The 26,004-nt window shown below is 37.5% G+C and carries 23 protein-coding genes; 21 read left to right on the top strand and 2 right to left on the bottom strand.

Annotated elements, in window-relative coordinates; genetic code table 11:
• Nucleotides 1-2: 2 nt before the first annotated feature.
• The 3 genes from MB09_RS09085 (at nucleotide 3) to MB09_RS15480 (ending at nucleotide 4,800) form a co-directional block, all read left to right on the top strand.
• Nucleotides 3-1,289: a nucleotide sugar dehydrogenase gene (locus tag MB09_RS09085; RefSeq protein ID WP_045080593.1), complete on the top strand. Its 1,287-nt coding sequence runs from the start codon at nucleotides 3-5 to the stop codon at nucleotides 1,287-1,289.
• Nucleotides 1,290-1,499: 210 nt separating this feature from the next.
• On the top strand, nucleotides 1,500-2,474 hold the full coding sequence (locus MB09_RS09080) for an SDR family oxidoreductase (RefSeq protein WP_045080592.1): 975 nt from the start codon (nucleotides 1,500-1,502) through the stop codon (nucleotides 2,472-2,474).
• Between the two features lie 415 nt (nucleotides 2,475-2,889).
• Nucleotides 2,890-4,800 carry a hypothetical protein gene (locus MB09_RS15480; protein ID WP_052671340.1) on the top strand — a complete coding sequence of 637 codons (1,911 nt, stop codon included), beginning with the start codon at nucleotides 2,890-2,892 and terminating at the stop codon, nucleotides 4,798-4,800.
• A 100-nt stretch (nucleotides 4,801-4,900) separates the two neighbouring features.
• On the opposite strand, the gene MB09_RS09070 is transcribed toward MB09_RS15480, so the two are convergent.
• Complete coding sequence (locus tag MB09_RS09070; protein ID WP_045080591.1) at nucleotides 4,901-5,752, bottom strand: SdiA-regulated domain-containing protein; 852 nt, start codon at nucleotides 5,750-5,752, stop codon at nucleotides 4,901-4,903.
• A 1,076-nt stretch (nucleotides 5,753-6,828) separates the two neighbouring features.
• Between MB09_RS09070 and MB09_RS09055 the strand changes: the two genes are divergently transcribed.
• The 3 genes from MB09_RS09055 to MB09_RS09045 are packed head-to-tail and all read left to right on the top strand — an operon-like array spanning nucleotide 6,829 to nucleotide 8,556.
• A complete protein-coding gene (locus tag MB09_RS09055; protein ID WP_045080807.1) occupies nucleotides 6,829-7,149 on the top strand; it encodes a hypothetical protein in 321 nt (106 codons plus the stop codon).
• Nucleotides 7,150-7,155: 6 nt separating this feature from the next.
• Nucleotides 7,156-7,665, top strand: a complete 510-nt coding sequence (locus MB09_RS09050; protein WP_131459875.1) for a DUF2231 domain-containing protein — start codon at nucleotides 7,156-7,158, stop codon at nucleotides 7,663-7,665.
• A gap of 6 nt (nucleotides 7,666-7,671) precedes the next feature.
• Nucleotides 7,672-8,556 (top strand): cation diffusion facilitator family transporter, encoded by an 885-nt coding sequence (locus tag MB09_RS09045; RefSeq protein ID WP_045080588.1) that lies wholly within the window; start codon nucleotides 7,672-7,674, stop codon nucleotides 8,554-8,556.
• 577 nt (nucleotides 8,557-9,133) lie between these two features.
• Here the strand turns inward: MB09_RS09045 and MB09_RS09040 are convergent.
• Nucleotides 9,134-9,541 carry a helix-turn-helix domain-containing protein gene (locus MB09_RS09040; protein WP_045080587.1) on the bottom strand — a complete coding sequence of 136 codons (408 nt, stop codon included), beginning with the start codon at nucleotides 9,539-9,541 and terminating at the stop codon, nucleotides 9,134-9,136.
• A gap of 849 nt (nucleotides 9,542-10,390) precedes the next feature.
• On the opposite strand from MB09_RS09040, the gene MB09_RS09030 reads away from it, so the two are divergent.
• The 15 genes from MB09_RS09030 (at nucleotide 10,391) to MB09_RS08960 (ending at nucleotide 25,988) form a co-directional block, all read left to right on the top strand.
• Nucleotides 10,391-11,257: an ABC transporter permease gene (locus MB09_RS09030; RefSeq protein ID WP_045080585.1), complete on the top strand. Its 867-nt coding sequence runs from the start codon at nucleotides 10,391-10,393 to the stop codon at nucleotides 11,255-11,257.
• Entirely contained in the window at nucleotides 11,257-12,537 is a 1,281-nt protein-coding gene (locus MB09_RS09025) for an ABC transporter ATP-binding protein (RefSeq protein WP_045080584.1), read from the top strand. The genes MB09_RS09030 and MB09_RS09025 overlap by 1 nt, the downstream gene beginning before the upstream one ends.
• Before the next feature lie 11 nt (nucleotides 12,538-12,548).
• The gene (locus tag MB09_RS09020) at nucleotides 12,549-13,247 is read left to right on the top strand and encodes a class I SAM-dependent methyltransferase (protein ID WP_052671337.1); all 699 of its coding nucleotides are present in this window, start codon (nucleotides 12,549-12,551) and stop codon (nucleotides 13,245-13,247) included.
• Between the two features lie 12 nt (nucleotides 13,248-13,259).
• The gene (locus MB09_RS09015; protein WP_045080583.1) at nucleotides 13,260-14,219 is read left to right on the top strand and encodes a hypothetical protein; all 960 of its coding nucleotides are present in this window, start codon (nucleotides 13,260-13,262) and stop codon (nucleotides 14,217-14,219) included.
• Nucleotides 14,220-14,242: 23 nt separating this feature from the next.
• A complete protein-coding gene (locus tag MB09_RS09010) occupies nucleotides 14,243-15,181 on the top strand; it encodes an NADH dehydrogenase (protein WP_084709071.1) in 939 nt (312 codons plus the stop codon).
• Nucleotides 15,181-16,272, top strand: a complete 1,092-nt coding sequence (locus MB09_RS09005) for a DegT/DnrJ/EryC1/StrS family aminotransferase (RefSeq protein WP_084709070.1) — start codon at nucleotides 15,181-15,183, stop codon at nucleotides 16,270-16,272. Before MB09_RS09010 ends, MB09_RS09005 begins: the two co-directional genes overlap by 1 nt.
• Before the next feature lies 1 nt (nucleotide 16,273).
• Nucleotides 16,274-16,885, top strand: coding sequence for a NeuD/PglB/VioB family sugar acetyltransferase (locus MB09_RS15475; protein WP_165586690.1), 612 nt, complete (start codon nucleotides 16,274-16,276; stop codon nucleotides 16,883-16,885).
• Nucleotides 16,882-18,057 carry a glycosyltransferase family 4 protein gene (locus MB09_RS08995; RefSeq protein WP_052671335.1) on the top strand — a complete coding sequence of 392 codons (1,176 nt, stop codon included), beginning with the start codon at nucleotides 16,882-16,884 and terminating at the stop codon, nucleotides 18,055-18,057. The genes MB09_RS15475 and MB09_RS08995 overlap by 4 nt, the downstream gene beginning before the upstream one ends.
• A gap of 4 nt (nucleotides 18,058-18,061) precedes the next feature.
• Entirely contained in the window at nucleotides 18,062-19,174 is a 1,113-nt protein-coding gene (gene gmd, locus MB09_RS08990; RefSeq protein ID WP_045080801.1) for a GDP-mannose 4,6-dehydratase, read from the top strand.
• Nucleotides 19,175-19,190: 16 nt separating this feature from the next.
• Complete coding sequence (locus MB09_RS08985) at nucleotides 19,191-20,114, top strand: GDP-L-fucose synthase family protein (protein WP_045080800.1); 924 nt, start codon at nucleotides 19,191-19,193, stop codon at nucleotides 20,112-20,114.
• A gap of 8 nt (nucleotides 20,115-20,122) precedes the next feature.
• On the top strand, nucleotides 20,123-20,962 hold the full coding sequence (locus tag MB09_RS08980; RefSeq protein WP_045080582.1) for a glycosyltransferase family 2 protein: 840 nt from the start codon (nucleotides 20,123-20,125) through the stop codon (nucleotides 20,960-20,962).
• A 60-nt stretch (nucleotides 20,963-21,022) separates the two neighbouring features.
• Nucleotides 21,023-21,976 carry a glycosyltransferase family 2 protein gene (locus MB09_RS15470; RefSeq protein ID WP_052671334.1) on the top strand — a complete coding sequence of 318 codons (954 nt, stop codon included), beginning with the start codon at nucleotides 21,023-21,025 and terminating at the stop codon, nucleotides 21,974-21,976.
• Between the two features lie 25 nt (nucleotides 21,977-22,001).
• Nucleotides 22,002-23,129, top strand: a complete 1,128-nt coding sequence (locus MB09_RS08970) for a glycosyltransferase family 4 protein (RefSeq protein WP_045080581.1) — start codon at nucleotides 22,002-22,004, stop codon at nucleotides 23,127-23,129.
• A 4-nt stretch (nucleotides 23,130-23,133) separates the two neighbouring features.
• On the top strand, nucleotides 23,134-24,975 hold the full coding sequence (asnB, locus tag MB09_RS08965) for an asparagine synthase (glutamine-hydrolyzing) (RefSeq protein ID WP_045080580.1): 1,842 nt from the start codon (nucleotides 23,134-23,136) through the stop codon (nucleotides 24,973-24,975).
• 116 nt (nucleotides 24,976-25,091) lie between these two features.
• Nucleotides 25,092-25,988: a class I SAM-dependent methyltransferase gene (locus MB09_RS08960; RefSeq protein ID WP_052671351.1), complete on the top strand. Its 897-nt coding sequence runs from the start codon at nucleotides 25,092-25,094 to the stop codon at nucleotides 25,986-25,988.
• Nucleotides 25,989-26,004 lie beyond the last annotated feature (16 nt).

The raw sequence follows: 26,004 nt of genomic DNA, 5'->3' as shown, positions 1-26,004 counted from the left end.
ACATGAAACAAGACCCCACAATCGCAATCATTGGCTTAGGTTACGTAGGCCTACCTCTTGCCGCTGCATTCGCGGAAAAATATAAAGTAATCGGTTTCGATATCAATTCAGAACGTATCAAACAATTGCAGCAAGGTGTTGACAATACATTGGAGCTTTCTTCGGAAGAAGTAAAGAAGGCCTTATCACAGGATGGTAATAGTGGTCTTAAAGTGACTGACGACCCATCGGAAATGGCTGCTGCCACCGTATTTATCGTGACTGTTCCCACGCCTACTAACAGATATAACCAACCCGTTTTAGTCCCGTTACAGAAGGCCAGTGAGACCGTGGGAAAACTCCTGAAGCCTGGAGATACGGTAATCTATGAATCTACGGTGTATCCCGGGGTGACAGAGGATATCTGTGTGCCTATTTTGGAAGAACATTCCAAGTTGAAGTTCAACAAGGATTTTTACGCGGGCTATTCTCCAGAACGAATCAATCCCGGCGATAAGCAACATACCGTGACCAAAATTTTAAAGGTTACTTCGGGTTCCACCCCCGAAGCCGCGCAGTATGTTGACAATCTGTATGCCTCCATAATAACGGCAGGCACCCATTTGGCTCCGTCCATAAAAGTAGCGGAGGCAGCTAAAGTGATTGAGAATTCGCAACGCGACATCAACATAGCTTTCGTAAATGAACTCTCAAAGATTTTCAGATTGCTGGATATAGATACCCAAGATGTCTTGGAGGCGGCAGGTACCAAATGGAACTTTTTAAAGTTTACGCCTGGCCTAGTGGGCGGACATTGCATAGGCGTGGATCCGTATTACTTGGCCCAAAAGGCTCAGGAAGAAGGGTATAACCCAGAGATTATTCTGGCCGGAAGACGCATGAATGACGGTATGGGCAATTACGTGGCCCAAGAGGTAGTTAAGCTGATGATCCAAAAGGAATGTAAGGTGAAGGGAGGCCACGTGCTCGTTCTGGGCATTACCTTTAAGGAAAACTGTCCCGACATCCGCAATAGCAAGGTTATAGATGTTATAGAACAATTGCGTAAATACAATCTCAATATAGATGTCTATGATCCTTGGGCCAAGGCATCTGAAGTTTCAAATGAATTCGGCCTACGCTTATTAAGCGAGGAAGGACAGCTGAAACAGAGTTACGAGGCCATTATTTTGGCAGTAGGACACAAGGAGTTTTCTGATTTCCAATTGGAGAAGCACAGGGCCTCTCCCTCGATCGTTTTTGACGTGAAATCATTTTTCCCCAAAACTTGGGTTGATGGCTGCCTGTAGTTGTCGGTTGCTAGGTTTTGGATGTTTGATTATGCGCTCGATGACAACCTTTGTATTAATGAATAAAAAAAATTACGAATTCCATAAAAAGTAAACCATAGAGAAATCAAAGAAGGCACAAAGGGACACTGCGAAAATATTTGTGACCTTTGTGAAAAACTCAGTGTCCTCTGTGGTTAAAAGATAAATCCATAATTTACAATTAACGCTTTGCAGACTCCCAAATACCACACCACAGACCTCTCAAAACATTCTTTCCTCATAACCGGCGGTGCAGGCTTTATAGGCTCAAACCTTGTCGCTTATTTATTGGGAAACAATGCCAAAAAAGTTCGAGTCCTAGATAATCTAGCTACAGGATTTAGGAAGAATCTTGATGCGTTTCAGGATAATCCCAGTTTTGAATTTCTGGAAGGCGATATCCGCGATTTGGAAACCTGTAAAAAAGCCATGGACGGGATCGACTATGTGTCGCACCAAGCCGCCTTGGGTTCCGTACCGCGCTCCATCAACGATCCCCTTACTTCAAACGAAGTGAACGTTACGGGTTTTGTGAATATGCTGGTGGCACAAAAGGAAAGTGAAAGTGTGAAACGATTGGTGTACGCAGCTTCCAGTTCTACCTACGGCGATAGCAAAAACCTTCCAAAAGTAGAACATACCATAGGTAAACCCCTTTCGCCTTATGCGGTTACCAAACTGGTAAACGAACTTTATGCCGATGTGTTCCATAAGACCTATGGTACCGAAACCATCGGATTGCGTTATTTCAACGTGTTTGGCCCCAACCAGAGTCCTACGGGGGCTTATGCGGCGGTCATTCCCCTGTTTATGCAGGCGCTAAAAGATAAGAAGTCGCCCACCATAAACGGCGATGGCGAACAGACACGCGATTTTACTTTCGTGCAGAACGCAGTGCAGGCAAATGTGCGTGCTTTTTTCGCAAAAGAGGAGGCGGTTAATGAGGTCTTTAATGTGGCTTTTGGCGAAAGGATAAGTTTAAATACGCTGTGGGAAAACCTTAAATCCATCTCAGGAATCGATATTACGGCTACCTATGGTCCCCCCCGCAAGGGCGATGTGCGCGATTCTTTGGCGAATATAGACAAGGCGAGAAAACTTTTGGAATATAACCCATTGTTTTCCGTAAAGCAGGGCCTCCAGCTTACCTGGGAACAGTTTTAGAACCGCACTTCAACCCCGGAATTATTTCTCCAGAATCCAATCAATAGAGATGGAAGTTTTACGAAACTTCATTGCTTTTATTGGTTCATATCTAAAATGGATAAGTAGAAAAATATATCGTTAAAGGACACCCCTTTTTTCAAATTCCAGAAGAATTTTGCTTCAAATTGGCAATTTTGAAATGTTAAAGTTTTAACAGCGCTGTCCGATAAGGCTTTCGGTGTCAATAGTTTCCTACACAAAAAAAGCCTTTATCGAAATTTGAAAACATCTTAACGGATATTCTGCCAATTTTTCTGACAAACGCCCCATACCTTAAGTATAGCGCACAAAATTTGCATTTTTACAAAGCCTTCAATATTATTGTTACGCCCCTTATCATAATAATTTCGTTTTAATCTAAAAACATTTTTTTATGAAAAATTGGTCATTTCCCCAAGCATGTGCATTTAGTATTTGCTGCCTATTTTTATTTCTTTCATTTAATTCTTTTGCCCAAGTTGGTATTGGAAATACTAATCCAAATAACGATGCACTTCTTGAAATTGGAGATGCCACTACAACTACAAAGGGTCTGTTATTGCCGAGGGTAAACCTTGTAAATACATCCAGTTTTGCGCCTATGACGGCCCATGTACAAGGGATGGTTGTGTATAACAAAAACACCGCTGGCGATGTCACCCCCGGCTATTACTATAACAACGGCTCGCAATGGGTACGCCTTGCTGCCGATGCTCCAAGTGATGACTGGTCTAGAGCTGGAAATGCTGGGACAGTCGCGAACACTAATTTTTTAGGCACTACTGACGATATGGCGTTGAGATTTAGAACCTATAATTCAGATAAATTTGAAATTTCAAGTGGTAATGCTGCCAATAGAGGTAGATTACGCGCTTTTGAAAACGGTTCAGCGGCCCGGCCCACTTATTCGTGGCAGACAGATACAGACTTAGGAATGTATCGTATATCGGCAAACACGCTTGGTTTTTCCGCATCGCAAGCATCATTCAATGGTAATCCATTATATGCGTTCGATAGATTTACCGTACATGGAGCTGATAATGAATATGCAATTAATGCTTATGCTTCTGGCGCTAATGGGGTGGGAGTCTTTGCTGAAAGTATAGGATATGATGGCATGGTGGCAATAGCCGCAAGATATGGAGTCTATGGATCTGGTTCTTTCGGAACCTATGGTGATGGAGTACTTTACGGAAGTTATGGTATAGTAGATAATAGTACAGGCATGGGGATGAGAGCACACAATAGCAATAGCTCGGGTACTGGCCTACTTGCATCTGGAAATAATGCTCTTGGAAATTATTTAGGTGGTGGATCTGGTGTGGCAGGTTCGGGAAATACAGGGATGTACGGACGATCCTTAACGGCTACAGGAACAGGAGTGATTGCTTCGGGAAATAACAATGCTTCTATTGCGGTTTCTCCTAACGGCTCCGGCTTGGCCGGCTCGGGAAGCGTTTTAGGAATTTTTGGATATGCTGGATTAGGGAGCATAGCAAATGGAAATAGAGGGAACCATGGCGGGGAGTTTATTTTGGATTCAGATAATGATCCTACTACCAATACGGCTACAAATGGCAATAGGGCAACTGCAATTTTAGCCGGTTTTGATGATATAGCTGCCTCTGGACCTGGAGGAGTGCCCAATCTACCCGTCGCAGATAGTTATTTTGGCGGTTATTTCAGTGGGGGGAATGAAAATGCCTCTGGCACCCCACCCAGTTATTCATACGTGGGTTTGAGATACAATACCGGATCCAACGGAACTACTGGTACGGATTATAAAATTATTGGGCCTGGTACTGTTTCTACATTAATTAACGATCATAATAATAACCCAAGAATCATGTTTGCCCCAGAATCACCGGAAATTGTTTTTCAGGATTATGGTGTTGGCAAGCTTACAAATGGAGTAGCAAGAATTCGTATAGATCCTATATTAAGACATTCGTTGTATATCGATGATCAACATCCACTAAAAGTTTATGTCACTCTAGAGGGTGATTGTAAGGGTGTGTATGTTACCGATAAATCCAGTGATGGTTTTACAGTAAAAGAGTTACAGGGAGGAACAAGTAATGTTTCCTTTTCCTGGCAAATCGTGGCTAATAGAGCCGATTCCAAAGATGCTAATGGAAATATCATTTCAAAACATGTGGGTCTCCGCTTACCAGAAGGTCCAGGACCACTAAAAGTTGAGGCTATCCAGTTGGAAACGAAAGATGTTAAGCCCGTGATAAGAAGCAACATCAAAAGAAAAAATGCCGCACCTTTTACAGCTGATCTTTCAGAAGAAAAGGAATAAACAAAAAATATAGGTGTTACTTTCACAAGCAAAACGCTGGGCTATTTTCCAATTCGTTCAGGATGGACACGGATGCAGGTAATGTAGCTACGCATATGCATTAGTGAAACCGCACCCGTAAAATGTTGGCTTCAGCATCACCTGCCTCATTGGATATATAGAGTATTCCGTCGGGACTAAAGGTAATACCTTCGGGCTGGGCAAATTTCGCTTCGTCCAGTTCGTGTAATTTTTTGATGGCACCGCCCTTATCGAGGATCAACAAGCTTGGATTTTTTCCTTCCAACACATAATAATCGCCAGTTTTCGGATGTATGGCAAGATCTGATGGATTAAAGGTTTTATAGGCTTTTTTCTTCTGAAGGTCTTTAAATGCCCCATCATTCATTTTAATTGTAATATCAGGCTCAGACTGCATGACCTTTGAATCTAGGGAAATAGAATACAACCCCTTATAAGCATCAACTTTGTCCCTATCCTTCGGCACCACGATCAAGGAATTATTTTTCTTATCAAATGCTAGCGTTTCTATATTGTTATCCTCCGAAAAATCTGTCTGGAAAGTATGTATTTTAGGTGTCGCTTCCCGGAAGTTTAGCACTTCATAAATAAGACCATCGCTGCGCAAGACATAAGCATCCTTGTCTCGCAAAGCTATCCCTTCGTAATCCCCGGCTCCGGCGAAGTCTATTTTATTTATAATTTTTTTCTGTGTTAAGTCATAGATAAAGATTACACCCTCCTCATCCTGGACCGCAGCTATCTCATTTTCCGAAAGCCAGGCAATGCCACTTATTTCATTGAGCTCTTCGGGCAATTTCCACTCGGCTTCAACAGTATAGTTCCCGTTGGTGAATTTTTTTTCTTTGGAATCTTGCCATACAAAGCCAAAACCAAGCGATATTACCAATATAAGAAGTATTATTCCAAATATGTATTTTAGTTTTTTCATTTTTCTGATGTTTATTCTACAGATACCTATTTACTTTGAGAGTATATGTTCAATAAATGGAAGCACTATCCCAGTGCATTTCATATATTATTCCACAAACCTACCGCGCCACATAAATGGGCCGATAAGGATTATAAAACAAATATCCTGCTAAATTCTGGAAACAATTGGGAATTTCCCACGGAAGAGATCTTGAAACTAGAAATTCCAACCCGATACCTATCCGGATCCAAATCCCGAAACAATTTCGAAAACGAAACCCATTAGCCCGAACATTTCAAGCAGTCCCCCTGACCCCCAAAGGGGGAATATACTTAGTTTTAAGATTCCCAGGATATAGTTTAAAAACCTGTAACCTGAAACTTGAAACTTGTAACTTGTAACCCCTAACCCCACAAGCAGTCCCCCTGCCCCCTAAAGGGGGATAGATTCAAGATTTAAGATTCAAGAAAACCCGAAACAATAAACTATAAACCACTAAAACCAAACATAAAATACGAAAGTAGAAATACGAAAACCTTACACCTCATACCTCATACCTCATACCTCAAGCCTCGAATCTATCACCCACCACCAACCACCTGAAACCTGAAACCTGAAACTTGGAACCTGAAACCTGAAATCTGAAACCTGGAACCTGAAACTTGGAACCTGAAACCTGAAACTTGGAACCTGAAACCTGAAACCTGAAATCTGAAACCTGAAACCTGAAACTTGAAACCTGAAACCTGAAACTTGGAACCTGAAACTTGAAACCAGAAACAAAAAACAAGAAACCCCAAATCCCGAATCAACGAATCCCGAATCCCAAATCAACGAATCCCAAACCTGCCTGTCGTGCCTCTGGCAGGCAGATCCCCATTAACCGATTCCACAATCTAATCCCTCACCCTACCTTTGCTTATATCTTCAGTTTGTGTGTTCGCCGAGACAGGAGACGAATGTATCAAGATTTGTTTCAACAAAGGGATCTCCGCATCCCGTATCCCTCTCCAAAATATCTTAATTTTACTATAAATCTCCTACGCCTTCCACTTCTTATGTTTATTTTTGAAAAAAACCAAAAGTATTACATTATGAAAAAACTTATTTTAGGCCTTTTCCTTGGATTAACCTTCTTATTTACATCTTGCGGAGAAAACAAAAACACTGATGTTGTTGAATCAGGAACCTACCAAGGTGTAGCAGAAGAAGTAGAGCCGGGTGAAAAGGAAATCTATGTTAGAACGGCAGACGATAAACTTATTGAGCTTTATTTCACTGACGCAACTCAACTAATGACTTCCGATGGCCAAACTACTAATTTTGAATCCTTAAAAGAAAATGGAAAAGTAGAGGTTACCGTAACCAAGGAAGGAAATAAAAACGTTCCCGTATCGGTCAAGATACTGGATTAATTACTGATGATGTTATTGGCTCCGGAAATTCCCTCTATCTGGAGAGAGGAAGTTTGGCATGCACTATCGGTACACTTACCCATAGCTACCTTGTTTTTGGCCTCTCTTACGGCCATGGTTTATGGGGTATGTAGTTCCACCCATCGTTTGTTTCTCGGAAAACTCGTTATGGTACTATTGGCCATTGGGGTTATATCCGGTTGGGCAGCTATCTATACGGGGGAAATTGCGTATTCGGTTGAGGTAAGAAAAATATGTGATCCAAAAGTGCTGCAGGAGCATTCATGGTGGGCATATGCCACCCTCTTTGCTTATTCGGGCGCTTTGGGTTTAATTATGGTTAAACTTTTTTCCCCAAGTACTTTTCCAAAATTTATAAAAGTTGTTGTGCTTATTTTACTTACCGCGGCTCTGGGAGGCTTAATCTATACTGGTCACCTTGGGGCAAGTTTGGTCTATCAACAGGGTGCGGGTACTTATAAACCTTCAGCAGATTGTGCTGAATTTGTTAAATAAATAGCAGTGGAGTCTGCAACAGTCAAAGCGGCAATTAAGGCATCCTATTTCAGTATAGTGGGCAATATTCTATTGGCAGCAATTAAATTGGTCTCAGGCTTCTTGGGCAATTCCTATGCATTGATAGCAGATGGCATTGAATCTACCACCGATGTATTTTCCTCTTTGTTTGTACTTTTCGGTATCAAATATGCCCAGCGCCCTCCAGACGATAACCATCCCTACGGTCATTCCCGCATAGAGCCCCTGATTACCTTTGTGGTTGTAGCTTTTTTGGTTACTTCAGCTACTGTAATCGCCTATGAAAGTATTATTAACATCCAAACCCCACACAAAATTCCGGAAACTTGGACCCTTATTGTACTCGGACTTATCATTTTGTGGAAGGAAGGCTCTTACCGATATGTACTGAACAAGAGCAAACTTACCAACAGCTCCTCTTTAAAGGCAGATGCCTGGCACCACAGAAGCGATGCTATTACTTCCGTTATGGCCTTTCTGGGCATTTCAATCGCCTTAATTTTTGGAAAAGGCTATGAAACGGCCGATGATTGGGCTGCACTTCTGGCCTCGGGCTTTATTCTTTATAATAGCTACCTTATCTTTAGACCGGCCTTGGGAGAGATTATGGACGAACATATATACGACGATCTCTTGGAAGAGATACGGGAAGAATCCATGAAGGTGAAAGGGATAAAAGGAACCGAGAAGTGTTTTATAAGAAAAGCAGGAATGGAATATCATGTGGATCTGCACGCGATTGTGGATGGGGAGATTCCGGTTCGGGAAGGCCATGAATTATCGCATAAGCTGAAGGATCATCTGCGCAAAGAAATTCCCAATTTAGGCCATGTGCTTATTCACATTGAGCCTACAAATTACGAACACTAATATTGTTCCCCTCAAATCTGTTCAAAGGCGCCAACTTGAATGCGGCGCAAACCCCTTACTGCAGATTATGAGAAGTTGACAATTTATTTAGAAAATTCAGGGTCATATTAGCAAATTCCAAATTCCAAATTCCAAATTCCGAATCCCGAATCCCAAATCAACGAATCCCGAATTAACGAATCCCGAATCAACAAATCCCGAATCAACGATTCCCCAATCCCGATTAAACGATTAAACAATTCAACAATCTAACCACTCGATTACGGGCTAATGGATAGCCCAAGACCGACAACAGACAACCGAAAACCCCAAAAGTAGCTTGATAGTAGGAGTATGGTAGCTTAAACGTACCATTAACGTAGCTTAAACGTAGCATTAACCATACATTCAACCCCCTTGAACCATACATTAGCTCACTTCGAACTATACATGGGCTCACTTCGAACCATACATTAGCTAACTTCTATGCTCTGGGGTACTTTTTAAAAACTATAGGTTATAAGCTGTAGGCCTTAGGCGTTAAAGAGTGTTCAGTGTTCAGTGGTCAGGGGTCCGTCTCACTTCTCACGCATAACACTTATTGCTTATTAAGCAATTTTTCCAAACGTGCCATCATCTCATCCTTTTCCTTTAGCATACGTTCGTAAAGGGCGATTTTTTCTTCATGAAGTTGAATTATCTTTTCGATTGGATGAAATGTGCAGCCATCATTCTTTTGATAACCAATAGCGCCATTATCGAAGGAGTTGGAAATAAAGTTCACCGCCTGTTCCTCATCAAAATTTTTAAACGCCTCCGCGGGAATGTGCAGCACCTCAGAGATCTGTTCCAAGAGGGGCGTATCAATAGTTTCCTTCTGTTCCAGTAATGATATTTTCTTTTGGTTCCAGTCCTCCCCAAGTTCATAGGCCAAGGCTTCCTGCTTAATGCCCAGCATTTCACGAAAACGTTTTACGTTGCGGCCTTGGTGTATTTTTTGATCCATTTTTATTGGCTTTAAGCTTTAGGCTATACGCTAAAGGCTAGCTTATTTTCAAATTTAAAACTTATTTTAATATTACGGGGCATTTGGGTTTCTAAAATATCCTCAAACATAGTATAAATTATCTAGTTAGGGTTTCGATACAAATTTAAGCTCGCTGTCGCTTCCTTAAATTCACGCGACCTGACAGGGGAAGTACAGGGGTAAGAACGACGAAGTAGGAAAAACGAAGCACAAGATCCATATCCCCAATCCCAAATCCCGAATCAACGAATCGCGAATCAACAAATCCCAAACCTGCCTGTCGTGCCTCTGGCAGGCAGGTTCTAAATCCCAAAGCAAATACGAAATCGGAAATATGAATACTTGAAACCTTTCAAAATTCGAGCGGACCCCCTGCCCCCTAAAGGGGGATAGATTCAAGATTCAAGATTCAAGAAAACCCGAAACAATAAACTATAAACCACTAAAACCAAATATGAAATACGAAAGTAGAAATACGAAAACCTTACACCTCATACCTCATACCTCATACCCCATGCCTCAAGCCTCGAATCTATCACCCTACACACCAACCCCCTGAAACCTGAAACCCGAAACTTGGAACCTGAAACCTGGAACCTGAAACCTGAAACTTGGAACCTGAAACCTGAAACTTGGAACCTGAAACCTGAAACCAGAAACAAAAAACAAGAAACCCCGAATCCCAAATCAACGAATCCCGAATCCCAAATCAACGAATCCCGAATCCCGAATCAACGAATCCCGAATCAACCAATCCCGAATTAACAAATTAACAAATCCCAACTCCCCCAAAATCCCTATATTAGCCCCCAAACAAAACCCTAACATTTGACTCCCCAAGAAAACGATACCTGGCTTTACGAGATTTCGTCTGAAAAGAAAGCTTTTGATCTTAACCTAAAGGAAGTGTGGCGCTATCGCGACCTGCTTATACTCTTTGTAAAACGGGATATAACAACAGTCTATAAGCAGACTATTCTTGGACCTTTGTGGTATTTTATCCAGCCTCTTTTTACTTCGGTTATCTTTACCTTGGTGTTCAACAATTTGGGAAGTATTAGTACGGGTAGTGTACCTCCATTTCTTTTTAACCTTGCCGGGATTACGGCTTGGAATTACTTTACGGCCTGTTTCACGGGAACTTCCAATACATTTAGGAGCAATGCAGGAATTTTTGGAAAGGTGTATTTTCCAAGGGTCATTATGCCTATGTCGGTTACCATTAGCAACCTGATGAAATTTGGAATCCAATTATTGATATTTATTATTTTTTATTGTTATTATTTATTACAGGGGTTTCAATTAAGTCCAAACTTGCATTTACTTCTTTTTCCTGTTTATATTGTAATGATGGCTTTGCTGGGGCTCGGTCTTGGAATGACCATCAGTTCCATGACCACCAAGTATCGAGATTTAAATGTCTTGGTGGGTTTTGCGGTTTCTTTATTAATGTACGTTTCTGCCGTGCCTTACCCGCTTTCCGAGGCGAGAAAAAAGCTGCCGGACTATGCCGCAGATTTAGTGGCATATAATCCTCTAACCCAAACTATAGAAGGTTTTCGATACATGCTTCTGGATACGGGTAGTTTTAGTTGGATAGGATTTTTCTATGTTTTAATTATTAGCATAGCGCTGTTTTTATTAGGTTTGGTAATTTTCAATAGAACGGAAAAATCATTTATTGATACGGTATAATGAAAAATATTATTCTAAAGGCTGAAAATATTAGCAAACAGTATCGCCTGGGGCAAGTAGGTACCGGAACTATTAAGCATGATTTCAATCGTTTTTGGCATAAGATACGTGGCAAGGAAGATCCTTATTTAAAAGTGGGGGCGGTAAACGACCGGAGCAGTAAGGGCAAGGAAGAATACGTATGGGCGCTACGCGATATCAATTTTGAAGTGCAGGAAGGAGAAGTACTCGGTATTATCGGTAAAAACGGGGCGGGGAAATCTACTTTGCTTAAAATTCTTTCAAGAGTTACGAGCCCTACTACGGGCGTAATTAAAACTAAAGGACGAATAGCCAGTTTACTGGAAGTGGGGACGGGTTTTCATCCCGAGCTTACGGGACGGGAAAATATTTATTTAAACGGAGCCATTCTGGGAATGACACGCGCCGAAATAACCGCCAAACTCGATGAGATTGTGGAATTTTCGGGTTGCGAAATGTATATAGATACCCCAACAAAGCGTTATAGCAGTGGAATGACCGTGCGTTTGGCCTTTGCCGTTGCCGCGCATTTGGAGCCGGATATTTTGGTGGTTGATGAGGTGCTGGCGGTAGGTGATGCCGAGTTTCAGAAGAAGGCGATAGACAAGATGAAAGATATATCAACAGGTAACGGAAGAACCGTTTTGTTTGTAAGCCATAATATGGCTTCGATCCAAAACCTATGCACACGTGTTATGCTTTTGAATAATGGTGTTGTTGATGTTATAGGAGATACTGAAAACGTAATTAGTTATTATCTAAAAAAATTCAGAAATGAAGAAGTCGCTCAGGAACTATCATTGAGAACGGATAGAAAAGGAGACGGAAGCTTAAAATTTCTGGATTATTGGTTTGAAAATTTTGACTGTGAAAGGATCCACATAATTCCATCTGGAATTGCTTATATTATGGTTTTAAAAATTGAAAATACTTCTAAGAGTCACGTTCATAACATCAGAATTTCTGTTGGTATAGATGATGACCAAGCAAGACGAATTACCATATACAGTAATGACTTAACAAATCAACTAATTAGTTTTGATTCTCACGAAACCAAATTGATAAAAATTTTTGTCCCCACAAATCCTTTTCAGTCTGGACATTACTATTTCACACTCTTTGCGAGTCAAGATGGAAGTGTTTCCGATTGGGTTATGAATGCGGGCTCATTTGAAGTAGAGAATGGAGATTTCTTCAATACAGGACGTGTTATTCCGGTAAATCAGGGGCATATTTTAGTAAAGCATGAATTTTATTAATTTTTCTCTTTATGAAAAAGTTTAAATATTTAGTAAAGAAACATTTATTAAAATATACTGTTAGATATGTAAGTAAAAATAAAATACTAGCAACCGTATTATTACCGTCAGAAAAGGAAGCACTGAAACATTTGAGGTATGGATTTCTTTATGATAAGGGTTGGTGGAAATCTTGGGAAACAAAATCACCATTAGATTTGGATAGTAAAGCATTGCCTTGGGTTACGTATAGCTTTATTGATTTTATAGAAAATCGACTGAATAAGAATATGATTATATTCGAATATGGATCTGGAAATTCAACGATATATTATAGTTCAAAAGTAAAAAAAGTTTATACAGTTGAACATGATATTGATTGGTTTAATAAAGTGTCACAAACACTTCCGAAAAATGTTATGATAGAAAATGTAGAATTAGAATATGGAGGAGAATATTCTCTTACTTCCCAAAAGAAAGACTTGAAATTCGACGTTATTATAGTTGATGGAAGAGATAGAGTCAACTGTATTATTAATTCAATAGAATCATTGAAGGATAATGGTGTATTAATTCTTGATGATTCCGAAAGAATTTCCTATCAATTAGGAATTGATAAGCTCAAAGAAGATGGATTTAAAAGCTTGGATTTTTGGGGAATATCCCCTGGTTTATTTTATAAAAAATGTACTTCAGTTTATTATAAAAATCCGAATGTATTAGATATTTAATAATTGATGTTAATGAAATTAGCCCCAATAATATTATTCGTTTACAACCGTCCTTGGCACACAGAACAGACATTGGAAGCTTTGTCCATAAATCTATTGGCAGATCAAAGCGTCTTGTATATTTTTAGCGATGGCCCGAAAAAAGATGCTTCGCCCGTGGACCTAACCAAAATAGAAGAGGTCCGCGGTGTAATCAGGAAAAAGCACTGGTGCAAGGAAATAATAATTAAGGAAAGAGACCAAAACTTGGGTTTGGCTGAATCCGTAATCAAAGGTGTAACTGAGGTTATTGAAAAGCATGGGCGCGTTATTGTTTTGGAGGATGATATACTTACGGGAACTTATTTTTTAAAGTTTATGAATGATGCGCTGGAACTGTATGAGAATGAATCGCAGGTTTTTGGGGTTTCGGGATACTCGTACCCCTCAATAACTAAAATTGAAGAACCGACATATTTTTTGCCTATAGGAAGTTCATGGAGTTATGCTACCTGGGCAGATCGATGGAAAAAAGTAAATTTTGATTCGAGACAATTAAAAACCGCGATAGATGCCAATCAATTAAAAAGTAAAATTAATTTCGGTAATTATCCGTATTATGAAATGCTGGAAGACCAAATTAAATCTAAAAACGATTCTTGGGCTATCCGTTTTTATGCTTCTATGTTCTTAAACAAGGGTTTTTTTCTTTTCCCAAATAAATCTTTGGTTCGGAATATTGGTTTTGACAACTCGGGAATCCACTGTAAAACAGATAATTTTTTTAGTATTATTAATATTAATAACAATGAAATTAAAGTTGAACCATTAGCGCTAACATTGAACAATAAATTAGTTGCTTTGGTAAAACAGAGCTTTGAGTTGCGCTTGATTAAAAAAAGCAAAAAATCCCAATCAAAGACTCCACAAAAGGCTTTAAAAAAATTAAAAGTTCTACTTAAAAATGGATTGAAGTCTCTAAAATTAGTTTGAGATATAGAATGGTCGATTGTTATATGTTAAAAAAGGTAAAAAATAAAATATTAGGATATAATAGGGTTACTGATACCCTTGAAAAAGTTAAGAAGCAAAATGGCATATTTGACAGTTTATTAGAAAACACTATGCTTCAAAATGGAAAAATTTTGTTAGAGAATATTTTACGCAAAAAAAATATTTCTTCAATACAAGACACTGAATTTAAAGTTTTTTCTCAATGGGGCGATGATGGAATTATTCAATATCTAATTAACTATTTAGAAATTGGTAATAAGGTTTTTATTGAGTTTGGTGTAGAAAATTATTTAGAGTCTAATACTCGATATTTACTAATGAATAACAATTGGACGGGTTTGGTAATGGACGGAAGTTCAACTAATGTGGATAAAATTAAAAAATCTGATTTTTATTGGAAATATGATTTGATAGCTAAATCTGCGTTTATAACATCAGAAAATATAAACTCTTTAATTGAAGAAGTAGGGTTTAAGGGGGAAATTGGATTATTGCATATTGATATTGACGGTAATGATTATTGGATATGGAAAGCCTTACATATTGTTGAACCCATTATTATGATTGTTGAATACAACAGTGTGTTTGGTAGTGATCGATCTATAACTGTACCTTATAGGTCAGATTTTTTTAGAACTGATGCGCATTATAGCAATCTGTATGCGGGTGCTTCCATTGCGGCTTTATGTGATTTGGCAAAAGAAAAAGGCTTCACCTTTATTGGCAGTAATAGCACGGGAAATAATGCTTATTTTGTAAAGAATAATCATTTGAAAGACTTGAAGCCATTAACAGCTGAAGAAGGTTATGTAGAATCCAAATTTAGGGAATCAAGAAATAAGGAAGGGAAACTTACCTATTTAAGAGGTAGTGAACGTTTAGATATAATAAAGGGACTTGATGTATTTAATACTAGAACTAATAAAATAGAAGAACTATAATGGTAGCTATTAAATATCCCGTATATCAACCCAGTTTGAATGGGAATGAAAAAAAGTATGTCAATGAATGTCTTGATTCTTCTTGGATTTCAAGTAAAGGTAAATTTGTAAATCTATTTGAGGATCAATTTTCAAATTTTGTCGGAACTAAGTATGGAACAGCTGTAAGCAATGGAACAGTAGCCTTACACTTAGCGTTATTGGGATTAGGAATTGGAGAGGGTGATGAAGTAATAGTGCCTACATTAACTTATATAGCCTCTGTTAATTCAATAACCTATACTAATGCGAAACCAGTATTTGTTGATTCTTTGGAGCATACTTGGCAGATTGATCCCGAAGATGTTAGGCGCAAAATCACATCGAAGACAAAAGCTGTTATGGCAGTCCATCTTTATGGGCATCCTTGTAATATGGAAGCATTAAAAAAGCTTTGTGATGATCATAATTTATTTCTTATTGAAGATTGCGCAGAAGCCATAGGCTCTAAATACAAAGGACAACATGTGGGGACTTTTGGCGATGTTGCTACTTTTAGTTTTTATGGAAATAAAACAATAACCACTGGTGAGGGCGGTATGGTCTTAACCAATGATGGTGCACTTCACGATAGGATTGTCCATTTGAAGGGACAGGGATTGGCCAAGTATCGGGAGTATTGGCATGATGCAGTTGGATATAATTATAGAATGACAAATATCTGTGCGGCCATTGGTGTTGCCCAATTGGAACAAATTGACAGTGTACTATCTAAAAAACGGCAAATCGCAGATTGGTACAGAGAGTTTTTGAAGGATACTCCTTTTGTTTTTCACAGCGAATCTGGAGATGTATTCCATTCATATTGGATGAATACAATACTACTTCCTGAAGAAATGGATAGGGATGACCTAAAACAATTTTTAATTGATAAAGGAATAGAAACACGGCCTATGTTTTATCCTATACACACAATGCCGATATATTTCAAAAAGTACGAAAAACATCAAGTAGCGGACAGATTGGCTAGGCGTGGTATGAATTTGCCAAGTTTTCCTGAACTGAATAGAGAAGATGTTTTACAAATTACAACAGCACTTAAAACCTTTTAAAATGGAACAATTATATTTAATTGGAGCTGGAGGGCAGGCAAGGTCAGTTATTTCATTGCTGAAAGCTTGTAACATTAAAGTTGTTGGCATCTATGACGAATCTTTTAATAAGAACAACATCGAGATAATCAATTCAGTTAAATTAATAGGGGATATTGAAAGTTACAATTATACAGGTAAAATTGTACTCGCCGTTGGTGATAATATTAAAAGAAGAGAATTGTTCTTGTTATACAGAAAAAATGTTTTAAAGAAAACCATATGCCATCCAACGAGTTTTATAGATAACACTGTAATACTGGGTGTGTCAAATTTATTTTTCGCAAATACATTTAGTAATTCGAATGTAATTTTTGGAGATAATAATATAATAAATACAGGAGCTATCATTGAACACGAGGTTGTTATTGGCTCTCATAATCATATATCCGTGGGAGCAATAATATGCGGAAGAGCCACCCTTGGCAGCAATTGTTTTATAGGTGCGGGAGCTGTTGTAGTAGATAAAATAGAAATTTGTAGCGACGTTACTATTGGTGCAAACGCAGTTGTAGTTAAATCAATTAAGGAGCCTGGAGTATATGTTGGTAATCCAGTAAAAAAAATTGCGTGAATATTCTATTAGACATACCCAAACTGAGTAAAACCCAGGGTGGGGTGTATCAATATTCATTAGCCTTATTGAATATTTTGGCAACTGGAAATTTACCGCATGACTTTTTTATCTTTTGTCATAAACCAGATGAGGATGTAAAAATAATTGTAAATGCCAATTCAAACTTTACTTTAGTATCAGTTTCTAATCCTACATACTCAAAGAAGAAGCTTTTAGCTTTCAGAATAGTAAATATAGTTTTTCGTGTTCTTGGCCTAAAAAAAAGATTTAAAAAAGAAGATATATATGATGTGATAGTAAGAAAGCATGATATTGATATAATCCATACCCCATTTCAATCTTTAGTCAAAAAACCAAATGTAAAAAGTATAACTACTTTGCACGATGTACAAGAATTACATTTCCCAGAATTTTTCACTTCAGCCCAAAGAGCCTACAGAGCTGTAAACTATAAAAGAGCCATCGATGGAGCGGATGCAGTAATAGTTAGTTATAAACATGTAAAACAAGATATAGTCAATTACTTTGAGAAGCCAGAAAATGAAGTTTTTACCGTCTTATTGGACATGAAAGATTTATGGTTCGATAAAATAGTAATTCGAGATACTGGATTATTGGATGCTTATCTGTTACCTGATAAATTCTTACTTTATCCAGCGGCCACTTGGGCACATAAGAATCATCTTCGTTTGCTCGAAGCAATGAAATGTTTAGATGACCCTGAAATATATCTAGTTTGTACGGGACATCAGAATGACCATTATGTAAAAAATATTTTGCCATATTTAGAATCAGAAAAACTCTCAAAACAAGTAAAATTTCTCGGTATTGTTTCAGATGAGGTTTTGTTTGAACTGTACCATAAATGTAGAGCAGTAGTAATACCAACCTTATATGAGGCAGGAAGTTTTCCGCTTATGGAAAGTATTTTAATGGGAATTCCAGTGGTGTGCTCCAATGTCACTTCCTTGCCCGAAACAATAGGTGATGAAAGTTTTGTTTTTAATCCGAAGGATATTGTTGATATTGCCGATAAAATCAATAAAATATGGTTCGATTTAAATTACAGAAAAGAAAATATAGCTTTGCTAAATGTACAGGCAGAAAAAATAAGTAATAATAATGCAGCTTCCAAAATTTCAAAAGTTTATGAAGCAATATCTAAATAAACAAATGAAAAAAGCCTTAATAACAGGAATCACGGGACAGGATGGTGCTTACTTGGCTGAATTGTTATTGACCAAAGGCTATGAGGTGCACGGTATAAAGAGAAGGGCTTCCTCATTTAACACCGATAGAATAGATCATTTATACCAAGACCCCCACGAAAAGGACATCTGCTTTAAATTGCATTATGGCGATTTGAGCGATGCCATGAACCTTACGCGTATTATTCAGGAAGTACAGCCCGATGAAATATACAACCTCGGGGCCATGTCGCACGTAAAGGTGAGTTTTGATACCCCGGAATATACCGCCAATGTGGATGGGCTGGGCACTTTAAGAATATTGGAGGCAGTGCGTTTATTGGCCTTAACGGAAAAGACAAAAATATACCAAGCCTCCACGTCGGAACTTTATGGCCTGGTACAGCAAGTGCCCCAGACCGAGAAAACCCCCTTTTACCCGCGAAGCCCGTATGGTGTGGCAAAATTGTATGCCTATTGGATTACGGTAAATTACAGGGAAGCCTATAACATCTTTGCCTGTAACGGGATTCTCTTCAATCATGAATCTCCTTTACGCGGCGAAACATTTGTAACCCGAAAGATTACCCGTGCCACGGCAAAGATTGTTTTGGGAATGCAGGACACTTTGTATCTTGGCAACCTAAACGCCAGAAGGGATTGGGGTCATGCCAAAGACTATGTGGAGGCTATGTGGTTGATGCTGCAACAGGATGAGCCCGATGACTATGTAATTGCCACGGGGAAAACCACTTCAGTACGTGAATTTGTGCAAATGGCGTTTGGGGAAGTAGGGGTGACCCTAAATTTTAGTGGCGAAAAGGAAAAGGAAATCGGTACAGTGGTTTCCTGTAGCATTCCAGAATATCAATTGCCAAGAGGAAAGGAAGTAGTTAAGATAGATCCAAACTACCATCGCCCAACCGAAGTGGACTTATTGATTGGCGATGCCACCAAGTGCAAGGAAAAGCTGAACTGGAATCCAAAATACACCTTGGAGGCCTTGGTTGCTGAAATGATGGAATCAGATTTAAAGCTGTTTAGAAAAGAAAAGTATTTGCGGGAAGCGGGCCATGACACCTTGGACTACCACGAATAGTTACGAAAATTGCAAAATGGATAAAAGTGCCAAGATATATATAGCCGGACATAAGGGAATGGTAGGGTCGGCAATTGTTAGACAATTGCAGGAAAGGGGCTATACCAATTTGGTCCTAAAAACCTCCACTGAGCTCGATCTGCGTGTTCAAGCCCAAGTGCAATCCTTTTTTGAAGCCGAAAAACCCGAATACGTATTCCTTGCAGCTGCAAAAGTGGGCGGTATAGAGGCGAACAATACCTATAGAGCTGAGTTTTTATATGATAACTTGATGATACAGACCAATGTGATACATCAAAGTTATATACATGGTGTTCAAAAACTGTTGTTTTTGGCTTCGTCTTGCATCTATCCCAAATTTGCGCCCCAGCCCATAAAAGAGACTTCTTTACTTACCGGAACCTTGGAAGAAACCAATGAACCTTATGCTATTGCAAAAATAGCCGGAGTAAAGATGTGTGAAAATTACAACAGACAATACGGTTGCAACTTTATTTCAGTAATGCCCACCAACTTATACGGGCCCAATGATAATTACGATTTAGAAAGTGCCCACGTTTTGCCCGCCCTTTTGCGGAAGTTTCACGAAGCAAAACTAAAGGGGGATGCCTCGGTGGGAGCGTGGGGCACAGGCGAGCCAAAGAGGGAGTTCCTGCATGTGGACGATTTGGCGAAGGCCTGTTTGCATTTGATGAACACCTATGAAGGCAATGTTTCCGTGAATATAGGCACTGGAAAAGATATTTCCATAAAAGAACTAGCTTTATTGATTAAAGAAATTGTAGGTTTTACGGGTGAAATTAATTGGAAGACCGCCAAACCAGATGGCACTCCCCGTAAATTATTGGACGTCTCATTAATACACAGTTTGGGGTGGGAACATAAAATTGAACTGGAAGAAGGAATCAGAAGGGTTTATAGGGAAACTTTTTTAAATTAAGAAGAAACGTGCTAATTTCTATAATTACAATCAACTACAACGATCTGGAGGGATTGAAAAAAACCATGACCAGTGTTTTAGGCCAGACCTACAGCACCATTGAATATATAGTAATAGATGGTGGCTCCAATGATGGCAGTAAGGAATATATAGAAACGCGCCAGGATTCCCTGGTTTATTGGGTAAGTGAACCCGATACTGGTATTTATAATGCGATGAACAAAGGGATTGATAAAGCTACTGGGGAATATTTGTTGTTTTTGAATAGTGGGGATTGGTTGGCGGATGAAAACGTTATTAAAGGAATAAAACCTAGCTTAGAAGGTTGCGATTTACTATATGGCAATATGATAAAAGTACTTTCCAACGGAAAGCTTCATGTGGATAAAGGTCCCAAAGGCAAGCCGATTACTTTAAATACTTTTTTTAAAGGCACGTTGAATCACCCGGTCACATTTATCAGTACAAGATTGTTTGACAAACATGGAAAATATGATGAATCTATAAGGATTGTTTCTGATTGGAAGTGGTTTTTGATAGCATTAGGATTGAATGACGCCAATATAAAATATGCAGACATTAATATTTCTTACTTCGACATGGGTGGTATAAGCAATATTAACAAAACAACCATGAAAAACGAAAGAAAGCAGGTTTTACAAGAAATATTGCCAGTTTCAATCTATGATGACTATATCTACCTTTCAAATATAGAAAGGAGATTAAATTCTAAAAACATCAAACTTTTGACTGAATTGGAACAATCAGCTTTACAGAAAAAAATTATTTTTCATTTTATGAAATTATTAAAGATAACGAAAAGGTTAGTGTCAACAAAAAGGAAATAGTAATAATTTTAATGGCATAAGAATTTTTGGTAAGCAACACGTCTTCAATTAAATAACTAAATGAATAATCCGTTAGTTTCTATAATTATCCCTACCTATAATCGCGCCCACATAATTAGCGAGACATTAGATAGCATAATTTCCCAGACTTACCAAAATTGGGAATGTATTGTTGTGGATGATAGGAGTACTGATAATACAGAGGGAGTGATTGGGGAATACCTTAAACTGGATAGTAGGTTTTCTTATTACCAAAGACCCGAAAGTAGAGTACAAGGTCCCAATAGTTGTAGAAACTTTGGTTTTGAGAAAAGCAAGGGTGCTTTTATACAATGGTTTGATAGTGATGATTTATTGCTTTCAAACGCCATAGGTCTCCTTATAAAATCATCAATTGGAAATCCAGATGCAATAGTAGCCAAAACTGACTGTTTCGATTTTCTTACTGACACACGAATAAGCACTAACAAAGTTTTTTCTCATAATCTAATTGAAGATTATTTCACAGGCAAAATAACGTTCTATATAGGAGGGATCCTATGGAATCGAACTTTTCTTTTAAAACAGGATGAATTATTTGATATTAATATAAGGAATATGGATGACTGGGACTTTAATTTGCGAATGTTATATGAAAAACCTAAAATCGTGTTTTTGGACGATATTTTATTTCAATATAGGCTTCATAAAGATTCATTTTCAAATGAGTTAAGAAAACTAAACAAATTAGAGCTTATTTCTGAATTTAAGGCTCGTGATAAACATTTGGCAATATTAGAGAAAAGAAAGGATATAAATAAAGAGGTAATCCACACTTTTTTATTAAGAAGGCATAAGAAATATCTAAAAATGGCAATTATAAAAAGTGATAAAAATGTTTACTTCCTCTTTAATTTACTATTTTTAAAACAATTAGAATATGGTCGTTTTAATGATTCGTTAAAAACTGCCGTTGGATTTCTAGTTTTTTTTATAACGGGTAGAGGCTATATTTTTTTTAAGGATTATCCATGAATTGTGCATTAAACAAAGTCCATAGATGTTAGATAGACAAAAAATAAGAATAAACCACCTTTTTGATAGTTACTCAAATTTCTATCAGCCCTACATTCCACCAGTTATTGAGTCGTTATTAAAAATAGATAATTTAAAAATTGAGGTAAATGCATTTAATGGGGAAAGTAATAAGAACGTAAAAGTTTTTCCTGCGCATTACAAAAGAAAATTTAAGGAAAAAATATTTGCTGTTAGCCATACAAAATTGCCAAAATTAAATTATGCCGAGATCTTCTTTCTTCAAAATAAAATAGACATCGTTCATATTCAACATTCCTATTTGTTTCCAAAAGTTTTAGGCTTACTCTCAATGTTAACAAATAAACGTCCGAAAATTATAATTACATTAAGAGGAGGAGATACTTATGTAAAACCTTGGCATTATAAAAAATGGTCAGATTTTTTTGAAAATTTTGGAAATAAGGTAGATGCATTTATTACTATGAGCGAACATCAAAAAGAGTATTTACACAGCAAATGGGGGGTAAGTAAAGAAAGGATCTACGTAGTTCCAATTTCATATGGGTATAAGGTTGAGGTTCAACCCAAGCAACCCAATAAAGATGTTATGAAAATAATTTCTGCATTTAGAATGTGTTGGGAAAAGAATATAGATGGCAATTTAAGAACCATAAAATCATTAAAAAATATGGGGATTCCAGTGCAATACGATGTCTATGGGGATGGTTCAGATGTGGGGCAACTTTTTTATCTTATCGATAAATATAATTTATCAGATTGTGTTTGTTACCATCGCAAGATTAAAAATGAAGTTCTAAAGAATTTATTACCCCAATATGATTTCTTTCTTCAACTAAGTCACTCAGAATCCTTAGGCATTTCTGTTGTAGAAGCACAAGCATACGGAGTTCCAGCTATAGTTTCAAACAGCGATGGTTTGCCAGAATCAATTATTGATGGAAAGACCGGATTCAGTGTTGATACTTACAATATTGAAGATGCCGCTAAAAACATGCTCTATTTATGGGAAAATATAGAAATGTATAATTCCTTTTCAAGGGAGGCAATTAAATATGTAAATTCAAAATTCACTATTTCAGCAGAAGTCAATAAATTAAAAGAGGTATATTCAATCTTAGCAAAACAATAAACTAATGTGTGGTCTTTTAGGTGAATATTCATTTGTGAATAATTTATCAGATTCAGAAAGTTTTGCGAACCTTCTATCTTTATCCAAACACCGTGGCCCAGATTCCACAAAAATAGAAACTGGTGAAAAATATAGATTGGGTTTTAATAGGTTGGCTCTTTTAGATTTAAGTTCTGCAGGTGAACAGCCAAAAAAAAGTCCATCCGAAAGATATCACCTGGTCTATAACGGCGAAGTTTATAATTACCGAGAACTCATTGTTAAATATGATTTGCAGAACTTAGAATCCACATCAGACACTGAGGTAATCTTACATTTACTGGATAGTATTGGAGTTGTGAAAACGATGCAACAACTTAATGGCATGTTTGCCATCGTTATTGTCGATATTGAAACATACACACTTTATCTTACTCGTGACTTCGCTGGAATAAAACCACTTTTTTATGGCATAAATGATATTGGGGTTGTATTTGCATCCCAATTTGACCAAGTTTTTAAACACTCTTGGTTCACTGAAAATCTTAAATTAAGACCTAAAATTGTCCGTGAGTATTTCGCCTTTGGTTATATGCAGGCTCCTAACACCCTTTATGAAAATATATTTCAGATTAACCCCGGTGAGCTTTTGAAGATTACTAATGACGGTAAAATAATTAAAGAAAACATTTTGCATTTTCCGAAGGAATCACTTTTAAACACGCATTATGATTTATCGAAATGTAGAAAAGCATTACAAAAATCTGTAAAACTGCAATTAAACTGTGATAGGCCATTGGCTTCCTTTTTAAGCGGAGGCGTTGATAGCACTTTGATAACAGCTTATGCAAAAGAAACTAAAGATGATATTGAGGGATTTACCCTAAAAGTGAATGATGAAAAGTTAAATGAAAGTGAGTTTGCCAAAAGTTATGCGCAACATTTAAACCTAAACCATACTAATGTAGAAATAGATGAAAACGAATTGGTCTCTATTGTAGAAGAACATTTTGAAGCTTTTTCAGAACCTTTTGGGGATTATTCAAGTATCCCAACTTATATGGTAACCAAAAAAGCGGCACAATATCACACTGCGATGTTATCGGGGGATGGGGGTGATGAATTGTTTTGGGGCTATCCAAGAATGTATGATGTGTTGAAAAAAGCTTGGTGGTTTAAACTACCCCTATTTTTAAGAAAGAACTTGGTAAAAGTCACCAATAAATTTGGGATCACCAATACGTTTGCCCCTTTTACAAAAAGCTTGGAGCAATTTTGCATGGATAAGCACATTAAACTCCCGAGCGAAATTTTGGATTCTCTTTTTAAAACAGGGTATTCAGTAGAAATGAGCAGCAACCTTTATCGTTTGGATAAAAAATACAATAAAAGACAGTTACAGCAATTTTTGCGTTGGAATGAGTTTTATGGACACATGCAACGAATACTTATAAAAGTGGATCGAACGAGTATGAAAAACAGTCTAGAGGTGCGGATTCCTTTTTTAGACAAAGAGGTTATTGAGGAATCTTGGAAAACTTATTTTCCACTTGATAACTTGAAAGACCTTAAAAGACCTCTGAAAAGTCAAGTGCAACATCTTATTCCCCAAAATCTTATTATGCAAAAAAAGAAAGGTTTTTCTGTACCCATTGTATTGTGGTTGAGAAATCAATTAAAACCAGATTTGATTAAAACAGTTCTAAATTCAAATCTTTATGGCAACGAACATTTCGACCAAATTAAATTAAAAGAATATGTGCAAGCTTTTTTAGAAGAAAAGCACAATAATGGTTGGGGAGTTTGGCATATTTATGCGTGGCAAAAATGGGCAAATAAATGCGTATTAAATAAGAAAAATATTTAATATTCCTATGTTTTAAGAAATTAATAACTTTCAATATCGAATTGGAAGCATGAAAAATAAAAGATATATAAACAATTGCTAAACAAATCTTGCAAAGAATGGATTTAAAACAATCTATGAAAAAATTACTGAACATGCTTCCACATATTCGGGGATTATATAAAGAAAATCTAAAACTTAAATCAAATTCCAAATTTCCCCCAGGCCATTATTATTCCCCAATTGTCTCTCTGGAACAAGTGAAATCGAAAGAGAATATTATTTGGAAAGAAGATAAAATAGATAAACTGAATGGAATCGACTTGAACCCTGAAAAGCAGAGGAAATTACTCGGGGTTCTTGAATGTTATTATCCGGAGTTACCTTTTACCGCAGAAGCCAATGAGGAAAATAGATATTATTTGAATAATACCTATTACTCCTATACAGATGGAATTGTACTTTATGCTATGTTACGTCATTTTAAACCAAAATCTATCATAGAAATAGGCTCGGGGTTTTCCTCGGCGGTGATGATGGATGTAAATGATATTTTCTTTAACAGTGAAATTAATCTAAATTTCATAGAGCCTTATCCCACCCGATTAAAAACTTTGATGGCTTTAAGGGAAAACAAGAATACAGTCTTAATTGAAAAAAACGCTCAGGATATTGATTTAAAGTTTTTTAATAAGTTAGAAAAAAATGATATTTTGTTTATTGATAGTTCTCATATAGTGAAAACGGGAAGCGATGTAAATTATATTTTATTCGAAATTCTTCCCATCTTAAACGAAGGGGTTCTCATTCATTTTCACGATATTTTTTATCCTTTTGAATATCCGAAACAATGGGTCTTTAATGGGCATAACTGGAATGAAACCTATTTTCTAAAAGCTTTTTTGATGTACAATATTGATTTCGAAATCATTTTGTTCTCAGATTATATCCACACCTTCCATAAAGAATCATTTGCGAAAATGCCGCTTTCCTACGAAAATACCGGAGGCAACCTATGGCTGGTTAAAAAATAAATGCAAAGGTGTTTAA

Source organism: Aequorivita vladivostokensis (assembly GCF_000952855.1).
In the GTDB taxonomy this organism is placed as follows: domain Bacteria; phylum Bacteroidota; class Bacteroidia; order Flavobacteriales; family Flavobacteriaceae; genus Aequorivita; species Aequorivita vladivostokensis.
Note: the sequence above shows the minus strand (reverse complement) of the source record. Positions and strands in the feature narration are given on the sequence as shown.

Excerpts from the sequence above, each read along its gene's own strand:
- MB09_RS09085 (WP_045080593.1), top strand. The coding sequence starts at position 3 with ATGAAACAAGACCCCACAATCGCAATCATTGGCTTAGGTTACGTAGGC.
- MB09_RS15480 (WP_052671340.1), top strand. The coding sequence starts at position 2,890 with ATGAAAAATTGGTCATTTCCCCAAGCATGTGCATTTAGTATTTGCTGC.
- MB09_RS09070 (WP_045080591.1), bottom strand. The coding sequence starts at position 5,752 with ATGAAAAAACTAAAATACATATTTGGAATAATACTTCTTATATTGGTA.
- MB09_RS09055 (WP_045080807.1), top strand. The coding sequence starts at position 6,829 with ATGAAAAAACTTATTTTAGGCCTTTTCCTTGGATTAACCTTCTTATTT.
- MB09_RS09050 (WP_131459875.1), top strand. The coding sequence starts at position 7,156 with ATGATGTTATTGGCTCCGGAAATTCCCTCTATCTGGAGAGAGGAAGTT.
- MB09_RS09040 (WP_045080587.1), bottom strand. The coding sequence starts at position 9,541 with ATGGATCAAAAAATACACCAAGGCCGCAACGTAAAACGTTTTCGTGAA.
- MB09_RS09025 (WP_045080584.1), top strand. The coding sequence starts at position 11,257 with ATGAAAAATATTATTCTAAAGGCTGAAAATATTAGCAAACAGTATCGC.
- MB09_RS09020 (WP_052671337.1), top strand. The coding sequence starts at position 12,549 with ATGAAAAAGTTTAAATATTTAGTAAAGAAACATTTATTAAAATATACT.
- MB09_RS09015 (WP_045080583.1), top strand. The coding sequence starts at position 13,260 with ATGAAATTAGCCCCAATAATATTATTCGTTTACAACCGTCCTTGGCAC.
- MB09_RS09010 (WP_084709071.1), top strand. The coding sequence starts at position 14,243 with ATGTTAAAAAAGGTAAAAAATAAAATATTAGGATATAATAGGGTTACT.
- MB09_RS09005 (WP_084709070.1), top strand. The coding sequence starts at position 15,181 with ATGGTAGCTATTAAATATCCCGTATATCAACCCAGTTTGAATGGGAAT.
- MB09_RS15475 (WP_165586690.1), top strand. The coding sequence starts at position 16,274 with ATGGAACAATTATATTTAATTGGAGCTGGAGGGCAGGCAAGGTCAGTT.
- gmd (WP_045080801.1), top strand. The coding sequence starts at position 18,062 with ATGAAAAAAGCCTTAATAACAGGAATCACGGGACAGGATGGTGCTTAC.
- MB09_RS08985 (WP_045080800.1), top strand. The coding sequence starts at position 19,191 with ATGGATAAAAGTGCCAAGATATATATAGCCGGACATAAGGGAATGGTA.
- MB09_RS15470 (WP_052671334.1), top strand. The coding sequence starts at position 21,023 with ATGAATAATCCGTTAGTTTCTATAATTATCCCTACCTATAATCGCGCC.
- MB09_RS08970 (WP_045080581.1), top strand. The coding sequence starts at position 22,002 with ATGTTAGATAGACAAAAAATAAGAATAAACCACCTTTTTGATAGTTAC.
- asnB (WP_045080580.1), top strand. The coding sequence starts at position 23,134 with ATGTGTGGTCTTTTAGGTGAATATTCATTTGTGAATAATTTATCAGAT.
- MB09_RS08960 (WP_052671351.1), top strand. The coding sequence starts at position 25,092 with ATGAAAAAATTACTGAACATGCTTCCACATATTCGGGGATTATATAAA.